Origin of the sequence: Polaribacter filamentus (assembly GCF_002943715.1) — a bacterium.
GTDB lineage: Bacteria > Bacteroidota > Bacteroidia > Flavobacteriales > Flavobacteriaceae > Polaribacter > Polaribacter filamentus.
This window is the reverse complement of the sequence record NZ_MQUA01000004.1, coordinates 257,709-275,655: the sequence shown is the minus strand read 5'-3', so window position 1 is coordinate 275,655 and position 17,947 is coordinate 257,709. Positions and strand designations below refer to the sequence as shown.

At 31.9% G+C, this 17,947-nt stretch carries 11 protein-coding genes; 4 read left to right on the top strand and 7 right to left on the bottom strand.

The window, feature by feature from the left end; all coding sequences use genetic code 11:
- Window positions 1-28 precede the first annotated feature (28 nt).
- Together BST83_RS01205 and BST83_RS01200 are read right to left on the bottom strand one after the other, a co-directional pair.
- Complete coding sequence (locus BST83_RS01205; protein ID WP_104808213.1) at window positions 29-8,620, bottom strand: LamG-like jellyroll fold domain-containing protein; 8,592 nt, start codon at window positions 8,618-8,620, stop codon at window positions 29-31.
- Window positions 8,621-8,678: 58 nt separating this feature from the next.
- Window positions 8,679-9,548 (bottom strand): tail fiber protein, encoded by an 870-nt coding sequence (locus BST83_RS01200; RefSeq protein ID WP_104808212.1) that lies wholly within the window; start codon window positions 9,546-9,548, stop codon window positions 8,679-8,681.
- A gap of 558 nt (window positions 9,549-10,106) precedes the next feature.
- Here BST83_RS01200 and BST83_RS01195 point away from each other — a divergent pair.
- A complete protein-coding gene (locus BST83_RS01195; RefSeq protein WP_146092083.1) occupies window positions 10,107-10,802 on the top strand; it encodes a helix-turn-helix domain-containing protein in 696 nt (231 codons plus the stop codon).
- A 103-nt stretch (window positions 10,803-10,905) separates the two neighbouring features.
- Here BST83_RS01195 and BST83_RS21260 read toward each other — a convergent pair whose 3' ends face one another.
- The 3 genes from BST83_RS21260 to BST83_RS01180 form a co-directional block, all read right to left on the bottom strand.
- Window positions 10,906-11,145 (bottom strand): transposase, encoded by a 240-nt coding sequence (locus tag BST83_RS21260; RefSeq protein WP_367889120.1) that lies wholly within the window; start codon window positions 11,143-11,145, stop codon window positions 10,906-10,908.
- A gap of 365 nt (window positions 11,146-11,510) precedes the next feature.
- Window positions 11,511-12,083, bottom strand: a complete 573-nt coding sequence (locus BST83_RS01185) for a hypothetical protein (RefSeq protein WP_104808209.1) — start codon at window positions 12,081-12,083, stop codon at window positions 11,511-11,513.
- 11 nt (window positions 12,084-12,094) lie between these two features.
- Window positions 12,095-12,817, bottom strand: a complete 723-nt coding sequence (locus tag BST83_RS01180; protein WP_104808208.1) for a hypothetical protein — start codon at window positions 12,815-12,817, stop codon at window positions 12,095-12,097.
- Between the two features lie 188 nt (window positions 12,818-13,005).
- Here BST83_RS01180 and BST83_RS01175 point away from each other — a divergent pair, with 188 nt between their 5' ends.
- The 3 genes from BST83_RS01175 (at window position 13,006) to BST83_RS01165 (ending at window position 14,280) form a co-directional block, all read left to right on the top strand.
- A complete protein-coding gene (locus tag BST83_RS01175) occupies window positions 13,006-13,371 on the top strand; it encodes a DUF2237 family protein (protein WP_104808207.1) in 366 nt (121 codons plus the stop codon).
- Window positions 13,372-13,374: 3 nt separating this feature from the next.
- A complete protein-coding gene (locus BST83_RS01170; protein WP_367889114.1) occupies window positions 13,375-13,806 on the top strand; it encodes a hypothetical protein in 432 nt (143 codons plus the stop codon).
- Between the two features lie 135 nt (window positions 13,807-13,941).
- Window positions 13,942-14,280, top strand: coding sequence for a hypothetical protein (locus BST83_RS01165; protein ID WP_104808206.1), 339 nt, complete (start codon window positions 13,942-13,944; stop codon window positions 14,278-14,280).
- Window positions 14,281-14,383: 103 nt separating this feature from the next.
- Here BST83_RS01165 and BST83_RS01160 read toward each other — a convergent pair whose 3' ends face one another.
- Window positions 14,384-15,307 carry a serine hydrolase domain-containing protein gene (locus BST83_RS01160; protein WP_240614598.1) on the bottom strand — a complete coding sequence of 308 codons (924 nt, stop codon included), beginning with the start codon at window positions 15,305-15,307 and terminating at the stop codon, window positions 14,384-14,386.
- Window positions 15,308-16,532: 1,225 nt separating this feature from the next.
- Window positions 16,533-17,942, bottom strand: a complete 1,410-nt coding sequence (locus tag BST83_RS01155) for a purine-cytosine permease family protein (RefSeq protein ID WP_104808205.1) — start codon at window positions 17,940-17,942, stop codon at window positions 16,533-16,535.
- Window positions 17,943-17,947: the final 5 nt, after the last annotated feature.

Genomic DNA, 17,947 nt, shown 5'->3' with positions numbered 1-17,947 from the left:
TTTTCTGAATTTTAATTTTAATATTTAATTATTTTTTAGAAACCACTTTATTGGTCATTGTAATTTTAAGAATATAAGTACCATGAGCTATGTCTGGATTTATAGTTAAAACATTATTACCTGGTTGCATTTGAAAACCACGTGTATACACTATTTGACCTAGCATATTGGTAATAATTAAATTAGCTTGATCTTTATCTTCAGTATTAATAGTTATTTCAAAATTGCTGCGAAACGGATTTGGAGAAACATTTATACTATCTTCTAAAAGATTAATTACAATAGGTTTAGAAATACTTCCCAAAATAGCATCGGAAGCAAAGTTGAACGATGTTGTTGTGATTTTCTTATCATTTTCTGAACCAATAAATGCTGTGAGTTTTCCCGGCTCATTTCCATAAATAGTTATAAATGCTAAAGGTATATCGTTCACATTTTGAGTCGTTGCAAATCCCCTTAGTTCACCGTCACCGTTATATAAATAAAGATTTTCAAATCCATCAGGTAATTTAACGATGGCACTCATTGTGTTAGCAAATTGAGCATATTGATATGGTAAATTATTAGGATCCAGACTACTTTGATTCCCTTTTATTTTTGTACTTGACTTACTTCCAACTTGATTTAAATATGCAGGATATGTAAAATTTTGAGATGTGCTTGTTTTTAACATATAACCATTTCCAGCTTCTAAATAGGTTAAGGATCCTTTCCAACCAATTGAAGGGTTGTACATAGCAAACTCAGATTGTGATTTAATAAAATCACCTTCTTTAGCATCTAAATTGGCTAAAGCTTCATCAATTTTTGTGTTTCTAGCCACCACATAAGGTAACCAGTTCCAATTTTCCGACAAATTAAAAGACCAGGTATCTAGATCAACAGGAACTCCTTGGATATTTAAATTTTGTGACACCGACTGTTTAATCTTATACATTTTATTAGACATAACGCCACCATTGTTTGTGATACTTCCGAACCAGCCATTATGTGAAGGATCGTTATTGTCTAAAGTGTATATATCATATAAAGAAGGAGCATTAGATTTTATCATATCACCGTTACTTGGAATAAGCGCTTTTGTAAGTTCATTTAAATTACTAAATCTAACGTCATCTACATTAAATGAAAGCCAAGTCCATCCTCGGTTTAATGGTATTTGTTGTCCTGTTATAATGGTGCCGTTAAAAATAACAGGGTTTGTATAGCTACCAATTATTTCATCTGATGAAAAATCTCGATAAGCTAAATTATCTATGGTTGCTAACTTTAACTTTCCAACTGAAGCATCCCAGATATAGAATATAACTTGTTCATTAACTGCTTCCTGATTACTATTACTATACACTGATAAAAATACAAAATACTCATCAAAATCGGTATCGAGTACAAGAGGTGCAATACCACGAATTTCTGAATCTATAAAAGCGACTACCCTATCATATGGGTCCTCAGACAACACTCCATCAAATTTTAATTTACCTATAACGGTCATAGATTCCGAGAACATAGCAGGGTCAATTGTGAACTCTTGTTCATCCACTAAAACTCTTAAATCTAGATGAATTTGCTCATTAAAGTCATAACTGGTAGTTAATGATAAAACTGCATGGTAATCACCTACTTCAATCTCATCTATAACTTTTGCTTGTAAAGTAACCGTCGAATTTGGAGACAAGGTTCCTGAAGATTCTGTTATGTTTAACCAATCAGGCATGTCAATTTTATAGGTTTCATTTTCTACTCCTCTATTAACTATACTAATCTCAAAGGTTTTACTTTCATTAGTTCTTTTAATTAAATTCAAAATATTATCATTTTCGCCCGCAACAAACCATTTTACTGGGTTTCTCTGGATAAGTACACTCCAAGTTACTGGAGATACTTGTGCGTTATCTGACATATCATTTAAATGAGAAACGGTGATATTTGCCACTTTACCTTCTATACTTGCCCAATTTGATATCTGTGGTTCTAAAATAATTTCTTGACCGCTTATCACAGGTTTTAAAGGAATTGTTTTCGTGGTTCTAAATGGTTTAATAGCCGGTGTTATCTCTGAAAATGTGTAAGCTTTATTAGAACTCGCATAATCACTTACCTTGTTAAAAGCGTTTTCAGGATAAAAGTACTTAGGACCATTAGAATTTGCTTGTTCGGGCAAATTAAATGTTGAATAGAGTAACAAACCGACACTTTCAAAATCCATTTCAAAATACTGATCAGCTCTAATTTGGTCTGCTGTTCGTGCTGCATTCCAAATACACAATTCGTCAATAAAACCACTGTAGTAATTGTCTATTGCAGTAGTACTATCATTTTGGAGATATCCTCTAGCACCTAAATAAAGATTGGCAGCCGAAAAACCTCCAATATTTGAACTTTCATAAGATCCCACTTCATTTCCATCTACAAACATTCGTGCGGTAGCATTTCTTTTGATAATTAAAGTAATATAATGCCAGCTATCATCATTTACAGTAATATCTCCAAATGTGTATGTATTCCCTTCCGAAAGAAACTCTAAATGATTTCCGTTAAGGTTTATAGCCCAATTATCTCTATTGCCACTACTACCTGGTATATCGGTTCCATCTCCTCTTCCATTCGATAAAAGTGTTGATGAAGTTGTTTGTGCTGTTTTCATCCAAAATGATAATGTAGCATCCATTTCTTTAGAAATAACAACCGAAGAAACCTTCTTAAAATCTAAATAATTAGTACCATCAAAAACATATGAATTGCCCTTAGGTTTAATATCCCAATTTGCATTGCTAAAAGAAAGATGTTTCATTCGCACTATATCTTTAGCTAATAAACCTCTACCTTCATTCATGGGCCAATACCCCAAAAGGTTAGTTTCATTACCATTTAGCGTTGAATTCATATTAGCAGTGGCATCACTCGCAGTTATATAGCGCTTCCAAAAGCGCAAATCATGTATGTTTCCGGTAAAAGTGTTCCCACCAATTACAATAGATTTACTGTTAGTAAATACTAGGTTGGCATTGGTTGTTTTATTTTTTAGAAGTGCGTCATTTTCAATAATCGTTAATGTCTTATTTTCATCATCATAAGACAAGGCATAGTGGTTAAATTCTCCTAAAGTTGATATTACTGCAGAAATAGTTTCACCACCTATGGTGTATTCCATTATATTATTTTTTAACCCTATACTTATACCATTTTCTTGATACAATAAGGTTGATGCTCCAGAAGTATTTGAATTTTTTAGCCAAAATTCGATACTAAAATTTCCATCTGATATGGCTGGTTTATTAATGGTACCGGCATTGCTTGCACCATTAAAAGCCAAAGATACATCATGATTAACTAATAATTGATTATCCTGTACTTGAAAAAGAAATTTAGATACATTTCCATTCGTTTTTATGGATTCATTAAAACGTAAGCTGATATCATCTCCTAGATTTAAAATACCATTTGTTGGGGTAGGAGTGCCAAATAGTTCAGGAGAAGTTAAATCTACAGTTCCTTCAATGATATCAGACACATATCCTGTGCCGTTACTACAAACGGTCAATGCCCTTAATTCATAAATACCATTAGACATTTTAAGATATGCAATATCCCACGAATAATTAATTTCGCTTCTGGTATTAATTAGTTCTACATTTGTGTCATTATTAGCAGTTGCAGCTATGTATTCGGCATCGGTAGAATCTTTATAATAGGTTTTTAAACCTGTCCAATTGGGGGTTCCTTTTAATCGGTATTGTAGATTGATTTTTTTAAGGCCCCCAAAGTCTAGGTTGTATTCACTTATTGTAATTGAAAGTGGAATTGTTGTATTATCTTCACTAAAGGCTTCATTTTTATTAAATAGCCAATTGTTTTGTGGCGCTTTTATAGCAATTGGAGAACAGGCTGGAACAAATGTTGCTGATACAAGAACATGTCCTAATGCAATATCACCTGTTGCTCTTAATGCAGATGCATTTATATCTCCATTACAAGCAGATTCTAAAGTTATTCGAATATCAGTATAAATAAATTGATCTTCTTTAACTTTTGATAGAGTTAATAAAAAATTAACCGATTCGCCACTTGGTATAAGAATATCTTGCCCATTAGCTGGAAGATTAAATTTTGCACCATTAGGATTCGTAGATTGATCAATTTTAAGATTAAAAAGGGCGTCGTGGTCCAGTGGACTATTATTACTTAATTTCAAAACAAATTCTGCGTTTCTACCCTCGGGGATATTCGTTACAGATTTTACCTCTACTGTTACTTCTGGAACTTCTAATGGCACTGTAGCATTTGATAAAGTAACTCGATCAGTATCAGGAAGTTCAATAATATCGGTTGTTTTGTCCGTAACATTCGCGTGATCTGGGTTGTAAAAGAAAGATTGTTCTGCGGACTCATAGGGGCAAGAGGTTTCGCCTCCTATAGTTGAAAATATAGGGCCATTCCCATCAAAAGCATTGATGACATCAATAGAAAAAAGATTATAACTATCGTTATCTCGTAAGGTGTAGCTTATATTTGAAGTGTTTTCTGAACTAGCTTCAACAGAGGCTGAGTAATTAATTGATGTTGTAGCCTTAGTCGATGCAGTTGCACCCGTATCATTCCATGTCAATCCTAATTCGTATGCAACACTTGACTCTATTTCATATGCTACAGACAAACTAGCTTTATTTAGTACTACAGATTCATATGATTTTGTTAAACCTCCTGACCCAGCATCAAAAGAAATATTTTCATAAAAAGATGCATTTAATAAATCTGTAATGCCTTCCAATGATGTTCCTGGTAAAGCATTAATTATCTCAGTTAATCCGTTTTTGAGAGCATCTTTATCATTTAATGCTTGATATTTTTCCTTTTCATTATTTAATATTACCTGACGCCAAAGATTAATAGAAGAATTGTAGAAAGATACGGTTTTAATTCCATCTACATTTTCAACTAAATCACCATTATGAATTTGTTCGATAATGCTTTCATATTTTGGTATAATCTCACTGATAATTTGATATTGAGAATAAATAAAGAATGTTTTTTCTGGTGACTCACTGAAATACATTGCCTTCTTAACCTCAGGGTATAACTTTATACTATCATTATCAATGTTTATTGCGTTGATAAAAAAGGGATTACCTGCTGATGTGACATTAAGCGATAAATCATTGTATGTCCCATAATATTGATTCGTAGAAGATCCTATATATAAATCAGCAGAACTACCCACCCAATTTGGATCATCACTGGTTGAGATAGCTTGATTAAAAGTATAGTTGGTACTAAGTTCAACGCCTAGATTAGAACTTACAGAGGTTGATAGACTACTTGTAAGAGTACTTGTAGTTTCAACTTCAGACACCGGTCCCGCAAGCCCGCCACCAACTTCGAAAGTATTACCTAATTGTAAATTCATAGTACTTTCATTACCTAGACTAACCCCTACATCGGCAGTAACTGTAAAACTAAAACTAGAGCCTTTTTCAATAGTGGCAGAACTATTAGATCCTGGAGGATCTCTTAAAATAATATCAGCCTTTTCAGGACCTGCTGTAACAAAAGTTTGAGAGCCGTCAGATACCCCTCCAAGTACAATACCTCTTGGTATATAACCTGATATTGGAGAATCATTAATTTTTAAATCGAGGGAACTCGTATAATTGTCATTGGAGCTTGTATTGACGGACCCTCCTCTAAATGTATAAACTATGACACCAGCCTCATCTGCTGATTGCTCAACGGCCTCACTATCCTCAAGCGCCATATTATTAGTAACAATCAATTGAGCATCAGTTACAGGAACTTCATCAATTACTGGGTTACCAGAATCATAATTTTCATATATTTCTGTACTTTTAATTTTAATAGAATAGTTTTGAAATTGTAAATATATTAAAGGATCTTGATCAACTGCTATCTGATAGTTATTTCCATTTACTTCAACAGAGGTTTCACTAGTTTGGTTAATTACCTCATGATTAGGCGTTGCCATATGTGTAAAACTTAAAACTTCTTGATAAGGATCATCGCCTTTTATTGTAACTTCTTTTAGCCTAAAAGAAGGGTATATTAATGGATTAATAGTTGTAAAATTAATAGTCTTGTTTTCATCTAAAAGTTCTATTTTGCTATCTGGATTACCACTCTTAAAAGTTAAATTACTCTTTTCAAGCGTATAACTTAAAGGCAGTAAACTTACTCTAAATTCTCCAGTCTCACCATTGGTTGTAAAAGTGGTTTCATACTCGGGTGTAATGCTTGCACTTCCCGTAGGCATATAGCCTAATGTTATATTAGCAACACCCATATTGTTTTTAGAGGTATATTCAATAGATCTATCTATTCCTTCATCGTCGGTATAATTGTAAGTCTTTGTTCCATCAAAACCAAAACCTATTGGTTTAGCTGTTTCAATTTGTCCTCCAACGACCCTACCCACAGCAATTATTTTAGTATTGTTAATAAAGGTAATCGGTTCATTTCTGTCTTCAAAAAAGTCAACATAAGTATTGGTAACAGAAATTTCTCCATTAATGGTGTCTGTTTGATTGGCTGGATATCTTCCATCAAAATCAAAAGTATGCAATGCTTTACCAATAGAAATAGCATGTTTTCCAATAGGTACTTCAATAGTAAACTGACCATCAGCACCGGTTAGTATTTGATTATTATTACTATCAATAGCTTGTATTTTATCTATAAATATTTGAGCATTTTGGACGGGTATTTTTGCATAACGACGCAATTCAGTAATTTTACCTGTTGCATCTTTTTCTGCCCAATACTCACCTTTTTGGTATTTTAAATTCCCAATGGTATAGGCGTTGTATGCCTCATCCTCTTTAATATCTCCTTTTATTGGTGCTTCTGCAATTGCAGGGAATACTCCTCTACTATCATACACAACATTTCCCTTAAAAGAAAACGATGATGTATCTATAAAATCGACTTTGTTAATCACCATAGAATTCGCTCCTATAAAAGCGAGTTGTTGAGAAGGACTAAAGTCATGCACTCCAAGCGAAGGGACAATTGTAAAGGTTTCTCCGTTACCACCGTATGGTATTGATGAAATAACATAATTTCCAAATTCGTCAGTAATCCCTAAAATTCCTAGTTGTTGATTAGTTGGCCTATTTTCTGCGTCATTAGCCCAAGTTACTGGTACAACATTACTTAATTTAGCGTTATTACCATGAAAAACGTAACCTGTATGTGCTAAATCATATGCGTAATTTCCTTTTCCTTCATTTGCACGGATATAGGTATTTAAAAAGGTTTCATTTCCTCGAATATATCTTCTATAATCTGTTTTTATTTGATTTTCGCTTAAGGCTGTCTCCCATACTCTAAGCTCATCAATATATGCCGTTTTTCCGCCTCCAGCAGAAATGTAATTCCATTTTTGTGAAAGCCCTGTTGATGAAGTGCTTAATGTAACAGTATTATTATTTGTTGAAAACTCAACCGATCGATCTAGAGTACTATTATTTTCGCTTAAAAGAGTGTTCATTGTAACTGCATATTCTGCAGTTATTAGACGACCATTGATATAAAATTTAGGTATTTCACCATCCTTTAAAACCGCACTAAAGTGAGTAAATGAAGTGTTCAAATCGGTGATTGGTATTAGAATATCTAACCCTTTATTATCTATACTACCACTTGGTATAAAATCAGTTAATGTTAGTTGGAAGTTACCAATATTTGCATATAACTTATTTACACCATTTGTGTCCTCCATTTCAATATTGAAGGAAAGATTTTCATTTAAGCTGCTATATATTTTATATATCTCCAAAGAATCACCAACAATATTGGTCTCTGGCTTAACCCATGCTTGAAGAGTAATTGAATTTGTTAAACTATTACGTAATTTAGAAATTAATAAATTACTGTTACCTGGCACTCTTAAAGAGCTTCCAAAGTTTACATTACCGCCAGCAGGATTTGCAGTAACTAAAGCATTCGCTACAGGAGTTCCGCCTGAAAAAGATATTGTACCAGCAACAATACCAGTTGGATTTCTATAACCTATACCCGCAATAAATGTGGTATATTCTATTTCCACACCTGTTGCTTCCACACCTATTGCTACTAATTTATAACGGTACAGTTTACCTCCTTCTATATTTTTATCTTCAAAAGATTTTTCCTCTTTTCCTAAATTTTTTAAATATGTTCCCCAATTTGGCGCTATGCTCTCTACATCTTCAGTTCTGTAAATTTCAAAACTTGTTATTTTGTCTTGGTTCGCCTTTATAGTCCAATTAATTTCAATTTTATCGCTATAATAGCCTTTAGAAACAGAAAAATAATCATCAGAGAATGTAAAACTACGATAACGAATACCCCAAGGGAAGCCTAAATCTTTAATATAATTTTGCTCTGATGGGTTATTGGCAAAAGGTGCATCTATAACCCCCATATACGGCAACCCTATTTGCATTTGCACGGTATTAATAGTAACCGATTTATTTACACCATTAACTGGTGTTGTTATGGTATGGTTTAAACTATCTTTGGCTGTAGCTCCAGCACTAATCACGGTTTTTACACCCAATTTTTCTTGAGCCATTAGGCCACCAAAGCTTAGTAGAGAACACAACAATATAGAATGATATTTCATATAGATGTTTTTTTTAAAAAATAAAGAGGCAATGAAAATCTAGATAAATGGTAGTTAATTATATTTTTATAATATAATTAACGCCATAATTGATAGGGCGAGTTTCTATAGCTGAACCATTATTGGCTGTATTTCCAGATACATTATGAGTATGATTTCCAGCATTCCTTGTAGCAGCCAAAGAACCCGAACCACCTCTCCAGAAATCATTCTTGTTACCGCCACTTAAACTTTCACTCGCATGATCAATACCATGATTGTGGGTTCCATTATCACTTGTATTTATATTAACATTATGCGCATGAGCAATAACATCATCTTGCTGAATAGCTTTTAAAGCTGGCCCTGTTTCGCCGGTTGCTGCAGCACCTGTACCCCTTAAAAAGAGGCCGTTTAATTTTGGGGTAGTGTTACTACCCAACAAGGCTTTTAAATTAGCAGTGTAGGCATTATCGGTAAAAGAGCTACCATCACACAATAGCCAGCCGTTTGGCGCTACCGTGCCAATAAACGGCATAATAGATCCTGTAGGCACTCCATTTTGTGCATGTATAGCATAAGGTACTGACTGTAATTTTTCATTAGAAAAAACCACACTGCCTTGTACTACTTTTAAGTAAGCTTCTTTTGTACTAATAAGGTTATACTGCTGTTGATCAATAACCAATACATACGAAAAGACTCCAAAATTATCGGTAGTTACATTTGCAGTTTTATTAAGAATAATTTGTTCGCTATTTGAACTATTTAAATAGTACAAACTAAAAACAAGGTTTAGCTGATCAAAATTGGCTAAAGCCCTGTCATCTAAATCACGGGCAATACCTTGAATGGATATGCCAGATGCTGTGACAGATGTTTGGGCTTTTAGCCCTAGGTTAAAAAAAGTTAATATGATAATACTAATAATGGCTATTTTATTTCTCATTTTTATTGTGTTTTGTTCTTAAGCAAAAGAACAAATTTTTACCAAAAAACAAAAACAGTTAGAGAATTAATGCTATTTTTGTTACAAATATTTCATTTTTCACACATGCTTTTAAATATCATATCTCTTTTTGTTGGCTTTTTATCCCTGTTTATAATTTTATTGATTTGTATCAATCCAATTAAAAGGAACGAAAGAAATATATATTTTATAGTAATTTTATTTATTTCTGGGATTCTTCGCTTTTCTAATGGCCTTAATTTTTTAAACTTAACACAAGTTAACTATACCTTAATAATTATCAAACCCGTGTTAACTTTTTATATAGTTCCTGTGTACTTCTTGTTTTTTCAGAGAATAATGGTGAAAGATTTTATGCTTAAAAAAGAGCTGTTGCATTTTATTTTCCCGACGTTATTATTATTAATAAATTTTTGTTATATCAATTTTAAAACTTTTGCTTTAGTGTATGCTTTTTATAGTATTGCTTACCTTATCATGCTGCTCGTGAAGGTGAAAATGTTTTTTTTTACAAAAGACAAATCAATACTTGGAAAAATGAATAAGAATGTTATAAAAACTTGGCTAGTGCTAATGCTTTTTATAACTGTTTCAAGTGGGTTATATTCTAATATTATATTATTTAGCGACATTCATAATCGAATTATTATTACAAACTATTTAAAATATTCATCATTATTATGGTTTATTCCTCTTTATTATCTTTTTTCAAACCCTAATATCATTTTTGGTGAAGAATATTTATTGAAAAAATTAAAAAAAATTAAGCCTCAAGACCATTTAATTTGGAATGCAAAACCTTTAAAAAACTTAGCAGATATTGACAAAAAACTCTATAATATTCTTTTTAATAGAATTAATAGTATTATTATAGGTATTCAAAACTTAGAGAAATCGGTTCTTATAATTTCAGAAAAAACATTGAACGCTAAAATCATCGCTGAAGAATTAAACATACCCAAAAGACATATTGATTTAATTTTTAAATATTACTGCAATTATTCTGTAAATGATTACACCAACTTTATTAAAATTAATTATGCCTTAACCCTTATAAATGACGGGTATCTTAATGAATATACTGTTGAGGCTTTAGGTGAAAAATGCTTGTTTAAGTCGCGTTTCACGTTTTCGCAAAATTTTAAGAAATTTGTAGGGACTTCCGTTAGTGAATATACCTATACCGTTATTGGTAAAGTAGTTAATGAAAGACCGTTGCAAGAGCGAACTTAATTAATTTTACTTTTTAGGATTCCCTTTTTTCAGCTAAAACATCGATTATGCTATTTTTTTTCTGATTTAATTGAATAAATGCCTTTTTTAGAGCTCATTTTCCTTAATTTTTACAATTAGACGCAAATATCCCTGGACTTCGGTATAAATTGTAGTACATTGCTTCCATCAAATTTTGTGTATGCATTTTTTTAATCCCCCTGTATCTCGCAATTCCGGCTTTAAACCATAATTTTATTCCTCCAAAAGTACGTTCAACTTTAAAGCGGGTCTTTCCTATTAGTTTATTTAATCTAGTTTCCCATTTTGTTAATAGTTTCTTTTTTACTGCCTTTTTAAGGATATGATTTTTTAAATTACGTTCTATAAAATTTCAGTATTTTTCTTTGGTTAACACCCTTCATCTACCTTTAGGGAGATGCCTTTTGGCAATGCTACATTTACAGTTTCTAGAACTTCTACCTCATTTGTTTCTATTGCCTTATAAATGAATACAATTAAAGGTCTTCAGAAAAAGTCACCCCAAGTAGGTTTTCTAATCACACGATAGGGTCTTAAAAGACATCCATAGGTTATTAAAGAGCATCCATGTACCTGTTTGTTAAATGCTTTAATAGATTCAAGTATTTCATTGATATTTTAAAAACGGAGCTTTTTGGAAGAGGGAAAGCCAATCCTGTTTCGTAGATTATAAAGAAGCTTGCTTTTTTAATTTTGCTGCTTTTTTGATCTCAACAAGGCTAAAATAGAATTGAAATAATTTTCAATTTTTAAATCTGTAATACCTTTCATAGTCTTTTTGGGTTTTCCGTTTTTGTGGTGCAAATAAAGGCCCTCTAAGGTGTTCCATTCGGTTTCCATGTTTTTTTTCATTGCTGCAGTATTGCCTAGTTGCATTTCACCTATAATACATTCTATACTACCATCACGCATTAAAAAAGTCATTTTATAGCGTATGTCAAAGCTATTCGTAAAGCCTAAAGATTTCATCTCGTACAAGCCTTGTGCTAGCTCTTGAATAACAATTTCTTCTGATGACGTTGCAGAAAGTATAATATCCTGTGGATATTCATGCTTTTCAGCAATAAAGTCATACACTAATTCGTAATTTTCAACGGCCGTTTTATTATTTAAAACAAATGCCGATGAATTCATTACAGATTTGATGCCAACAATTGCTTTCTTTTCATCCGTTTTAACATATTTGAATACTAAGTTTTTCTCTTGTGCTTGCAATGTAGTGACTAAAAATAGGCTAATAAAAAATAAAATTGGTTTCATGAAAAGTATATTTATTGATTTTTAGTTTGATTGTAATAATGTGCTATTTTATAAATATTATCATATTCAAACCATCCTTTATCACTGGTCCTTTCTATGAATTTTTTATTGTCAGAAGTTATTTTTTTCATTTGTTTTCTGAAATTTAAAGCTGAAAGCTTTGAAATCTCATCATTTTTTAAGGCCAAGAAACTCAACATTTGACCTTCGTTAAATACTACGGCATTATTTCCTGAAGCAGATGCATAACCACTTTTTGAAACTTCTGCTTTTGGGTTTTGAAATATAGTTAGGTGTTCTCCATAGTAAAGAGCTACATAAAATTGGTGTTTCCCTTCTTTTTTCTTAAAATTTTTGGGTAAAGAAAGCACAATTAATCCATCATAAGATATTAGCTTACAAGCATCTGCTTTAATGGTTCTGGCTTTCTCGCCTTTTTTCAATCGATAGCTAAAAGAATTAATATCATTTCCTTTATAGGAAAATCCACGGACTTCACCATTAAGTTCACTTCCGTCAGCTAAAACAATGGTGCCTTGAAGCCAAGATGCTCCAACATATTTTTTGGTTGTGCTAGAATTACCGGTGTTGTAAAAAGTCCGCGATGTTTGTGCCTTAGAAGTCAGACATAAACATAAAAATGCAATGATTGTAATAAATTTTCTTATGTTGAGGTATAAATTTTTTCTAAAAGTACGCTTTTTGGTGTAATAAAGATATAAAAAATTACTCACAGCTTATAAAGCTGATTCATTTATACGAATACAAAGTATATAAATTAGTTATTCTTGCCTAAAAAACAACAAATAGACATTAACATCAATAAAAATAAACGGAATTTACTAAATGGAAATATGCGTTAAAGAGTTTTAGAAAATTCATTTTTGTATCTTTATAAAATTAAACTTTAAAGCGATTCACTTTGGAATTAAACGTATTTAATGAACCTTTAGAAAGCTGTTGTACAGAGCCAGCAACTGGTTATTTTAGAGATGGTTTTTGTAGAACCATTTCTCATGATGTTGGCACACATACTGTTTGCGCTGTGGTTACTCAAGATTTTTTAGACTATTCTGCATCTAAAGGAAATGATTTAAAGACGCCAATTCCACAATGGAATTTCCCGGGATTAAAGCCGGGGGATAAATGGTGTTTGTGCATTTCTAGATGGCTAGATGCTGAAAAAGTAGGAAAGGCTCCCTCTATTATTTTAGAAGCTACACATATAAAATCATTACAATATACAAGTCTAGAAGTACTTCAAAAATATGCCTTCATTAAAAAATAACTGATGCTGGACTATTCGCAAATTATCTTACAAATTTCACTTTTAGTCGATGCCGGATTGGTTGTACTTATTTGGATGGTTCAACTTATTATTTATCCAAGTTTTACCTATTACAAATCAGAAAACTTAATTAAATGGCATCAAAAATATACAAATAGTATTGCAATTGTTGTTGTTCCTTTAATGCTTTCACAACTGACTTTAGCAATAGTTGCGGTATTTTTAAAACAAAACTTTACAACTATTCTTACTTTATTAATCGTACTATTTCTGTGGATATTTACTTTTCTAAGTTTTGCTCCACTACATTTTAAAATATCCGAAGGAAACACGAATCAAAAGCTTTTAAAATTGCTGATACAAAGAAATTGGATTCGCACTTTTTTTTGGTCGCTTTTATTGGTATTCCATATAATAATATACATTTCTGTTTGATACAATTCGATACAAGAAGGAATTTGCAATTGTGATCAATAAAACAGTAAAGCATTTTCTTATAGAATTATATCTTTTGAACTAACATCAATATAAATTTATGTAAATTAGATTTTCACAACTATATAATAAAATATGGAAGAAGAAAAACTGCGGATAAGTCGTTATTTTAGAAAAGTTATGAAAATAGCAGCGAAAGAGGTTTTGGCTAAAAAAATGGTTACAAAAGAAGATTTGTATCATTTATTTGAAGCAAATAGCAACATCGAAGAAATTTCAACTTCCCCTTTGTATATAAAATATAAATTCACAAAAAAAAATCTACCGAAGGTTGCTATGAAATGTGAGTTTATAAGTTTAAAATTACCTTTAAAATATTGCTTAATAGGTAGTTTTCGTATTCTTAAAACCAAAAAAAATAACAAGAAATTATCTGCTAAAAAGTTTTATTTTGAAGAGTGTAATACGGATTAAGTTGATCCCATATTTATGCCTAATTTTAAAATACCCCACCTTTAAACTAAATTCACAACAAGTTATAAGGAAGGATAATGACTATATAATTATTCTTAGAAAGTTAAGTACCGAAATTTTCAACAATAATTTGCCTTATTTTTTTATTGAGTGAATGCATATCCTTGTAACTAGTATGCTCTAAAACGATAACTACTAAATCCTCTTTCAGATATTTTGTAAGTGCTGTACTAAATCCGTTCCATCTTCCATGATGATAAATACTTTTTTCTTCATTTGTATCAATTCTAAACCCAAAACCATAAGGCACTTTTTTTCCATCAGAAGTTTCCCCTTTACAATACATAAGGTCTAGTGATGTTCTTGTAAGCAGTTTTCCTGTGTTTAATCCTTGAGTCCATTTAAACAAATCCTCGGCAGTCGTATATACATTTTTATCACCAACAATAGCATCATTTATAGTGCTGCGAATTTTTAAATGTCTCCAACCTTTATACAATCGGTACCCATCTAATTGATTTTCTTTAATACTATCGTTTTCAAAACTGTATACATACGAATGTGTCATTTGCAACGGTTCAAAAATATTGCTTTTTAAAAAGGAACTAAAAGAAGTACCAGAAACTTTTTCTACAATTGAAGCCAACACAAAATAACCTGTGTTGGAATAATCAAAATTACGTCCTGGTTTAAAGTACCGCTTCGCATTACTTGATTCTAAAAATTCCATCATCTCATTATTTGTTGGCGCTTTTTTTTGTTTCCATTCATGCTCTGCTACCCAAAAATATTTCGGCAATCCGGAAGTATGATTTAAAAGATTCTTGATGGTTACATTCTTAAAAGGAAAATCCGGAAAATAAGCGTTTACAGTATCTGTAAGTTTAATTTTATTTCGCTCTTTCAATAGCATAATCGCAGCCGCTGTAAACTGCTTACTTACGGAAGCTAATTGAAATACAGATTCTTTATGTAGGGGAACTTTCTTTTTGAAATCTGCGAATCCTACCTGACTACTATATAAGATTTTTCATCCTTTGCTACTAATATCGCCCCGTTAAAATCATTTCTTTTATTAATACGCTTTAATAATGAATCCAATTTTTGTCGCACATCGTTCGTTGCCTTTTCAGGATGTCGCTCTATTAAAAAAGGAAGCTCCTCTTTTAATTGTTTACTAATAGTTGTTTTACCTAATAAAACTGAACTCTTAGATACAAAATTAGAAGCCACTAACAAGAAAACACACAAAAAAATATAGATACTAACGATATTTTTTTAATATTTTTTTTTAAATCCAAATAAAATTCTTTAAAGTGCAAGTTAACAATCATTTCTTTATATTCAATGCGCTTAACGTAAATATTATATTTAGACTCTTAAACATTCATAACTACTTCTTAAATTCCACAACTTCTGGTCTTGATCCCAAAAAAAATATAAGTAGGCACGTAGCGGATGTTTTTTATTTATTTAGCTTAATTCCGTATAATTCACCTTAACTCTAAAACCGTCTTTAAACCTAGGAAAACATTAAGAAAAAGAAAAAAGGCTCATCTTTCGATGAACCTTTTCGCGGTCTGGACGGGACTCGAACTTATTTCCGAAACCACTATAAACACAGTGCTTTTAATTAACTTTATAAATTTTGTTGACCGAATTGTTGACCTTTCAATTATAATAATTTGATGTAACTTGATATTCAATCTTGTTATAAAAATACAAAATTTAAAGGACTAAAACTGTATAAAATTAATTAAAATATATTGAAATGCTTGATAAAAAACGGCAAAAAAATCCTACGTAAAAAAACATGACACCTTAAATTAAGAAACTTTCAAAAGGTATTAATTTACTGTTTCCTGATCAATACCACTGTATTCTGAGAATTCTTGCACTGTAATAAATTGATGAGGTTGCTTACCAAAATGCTCTTTCATCTGGTTGATTAGTTTTCTACCAAAGCCCTCACTTCTAACGTTGATGCATTGGATGTCTTTTGGATAAACTTAACGCGTGAAAAACTTCTTTTGCTTGTTTTATATGACTTTTTAATTTTTCAGTTTTGGTTATTTTTTTAAGGCGTGTTCTTTTTGTTGAACATAATATTGGTCAACTAAAGGGATATTCTTTTTCATTTTTTTTGCAATTATTTTAGTTGTTTTATATTTTCATTACTCTTATTTATTTAGCAAAAAAAAGACATAGCTTTTGCTACATCTTTTTATTTTTATATTAAAGGTTATTATTTATTACTTCCTTTGAAAACGTTTACTAAACACTAAAAATAGAACACCGCACAGCAACCAGGCAGGAAGCGTTACAAAAGATAAGAACACATCAAATTGAATCGAAATAAAATAGAATACCCCAAAACTAATCAACCATGCATAAAACACGGACTTATTGAAAGTAATACCGGCAACTTCTGCGTAATTTTTAGTAATACCAATCTTTTCTGCAAAGAAATGTTCAAATACAATAACGGCTCCAAAAGGGGCTAAAATAAATCCGTAAAGAGCCACAAAACCTAAGAGTTTCATTGCAAATGCAGGAAATAAACCTGCAACCGTTGCCAAAGCACCTGCTAGAATAGTAACTTTTGCTGTTGATAATTTTGGTAAAATTGCTTGAAAAGCTAAACCTGCTCTATAAATTGTTGGGTTTGCAGTGGTCCATCCAGCTAAAACCACAGCGATAATTCCGAAAACACCAATAGCATTGTGTGCTAAGGGACCTGGAGCAACTGGCGGTGCTTCCCCATTATTTAAGAATGCTAATGCTTCCGGAGATTTTAAATATACTGCATACAATAAGGCCGCAGCTATCCAAGCCATGTAATGACCAACATACATTCCCGCAGCCGTTGTCCATCCTGCTTTTGCTTCTTTAGCAAACCTAAATACAGATAAGTCCGACATACCAATATGCATCGCACCATTTGCAAACCAAGACCATATTACAACATGCCAAAAAGTGAATTTTAATTGTCCTGGAAAAGGTTCTGAACCTTCTCCCCAAATATTCCAAAAATCAGAAAAACTACTTACACCTAATTGATTAAGAGCTAGAATACCACAAGCTATAAACGCAACAACAATAATTGGAGACATCCAGTTAGCTGCTTTTGTAACAGTATCATAACCACGTGCTGCAATTATTGATATAACTGCACCAATTAATACAACAATAATTACCCAAGTAAGCCCATTTGGTAACGTATCTGACAATTTTGGCATTGGCATATCAAAAGGAATGCCAACAGCCGTTGCCGATACGGTAATCATAGAACCTGCTAAAAAGCAAAATAAAATTCCGTTTGCTAAATTATAACCGGTCACTAATTTTTTACCACAAATTTTTTCTAGTTGAAAATATAAAGTCAGCCTATTTTTAACAGCAATTTCTGCCGTTAAAAAACGCCAGCTTAAAACCGCTAAAAGATTTCCTAATAACAAACCAATAATTAAATCGAACGCACTTACACCGGCCGTTAAAAACAACGGACCAATCATAAACTCTGTACCTGCAGCGTGTTCGCCTGCGTACATACCCAAAAAGCTTTTCCAACCTTTTAATTTTGATTTTGGCACTGGCTCTCTTTCAAATTCTCCTCCAGCAATTTCTTCAATTTGATCTGACTCTATGCTAACTTGACTCATCTATT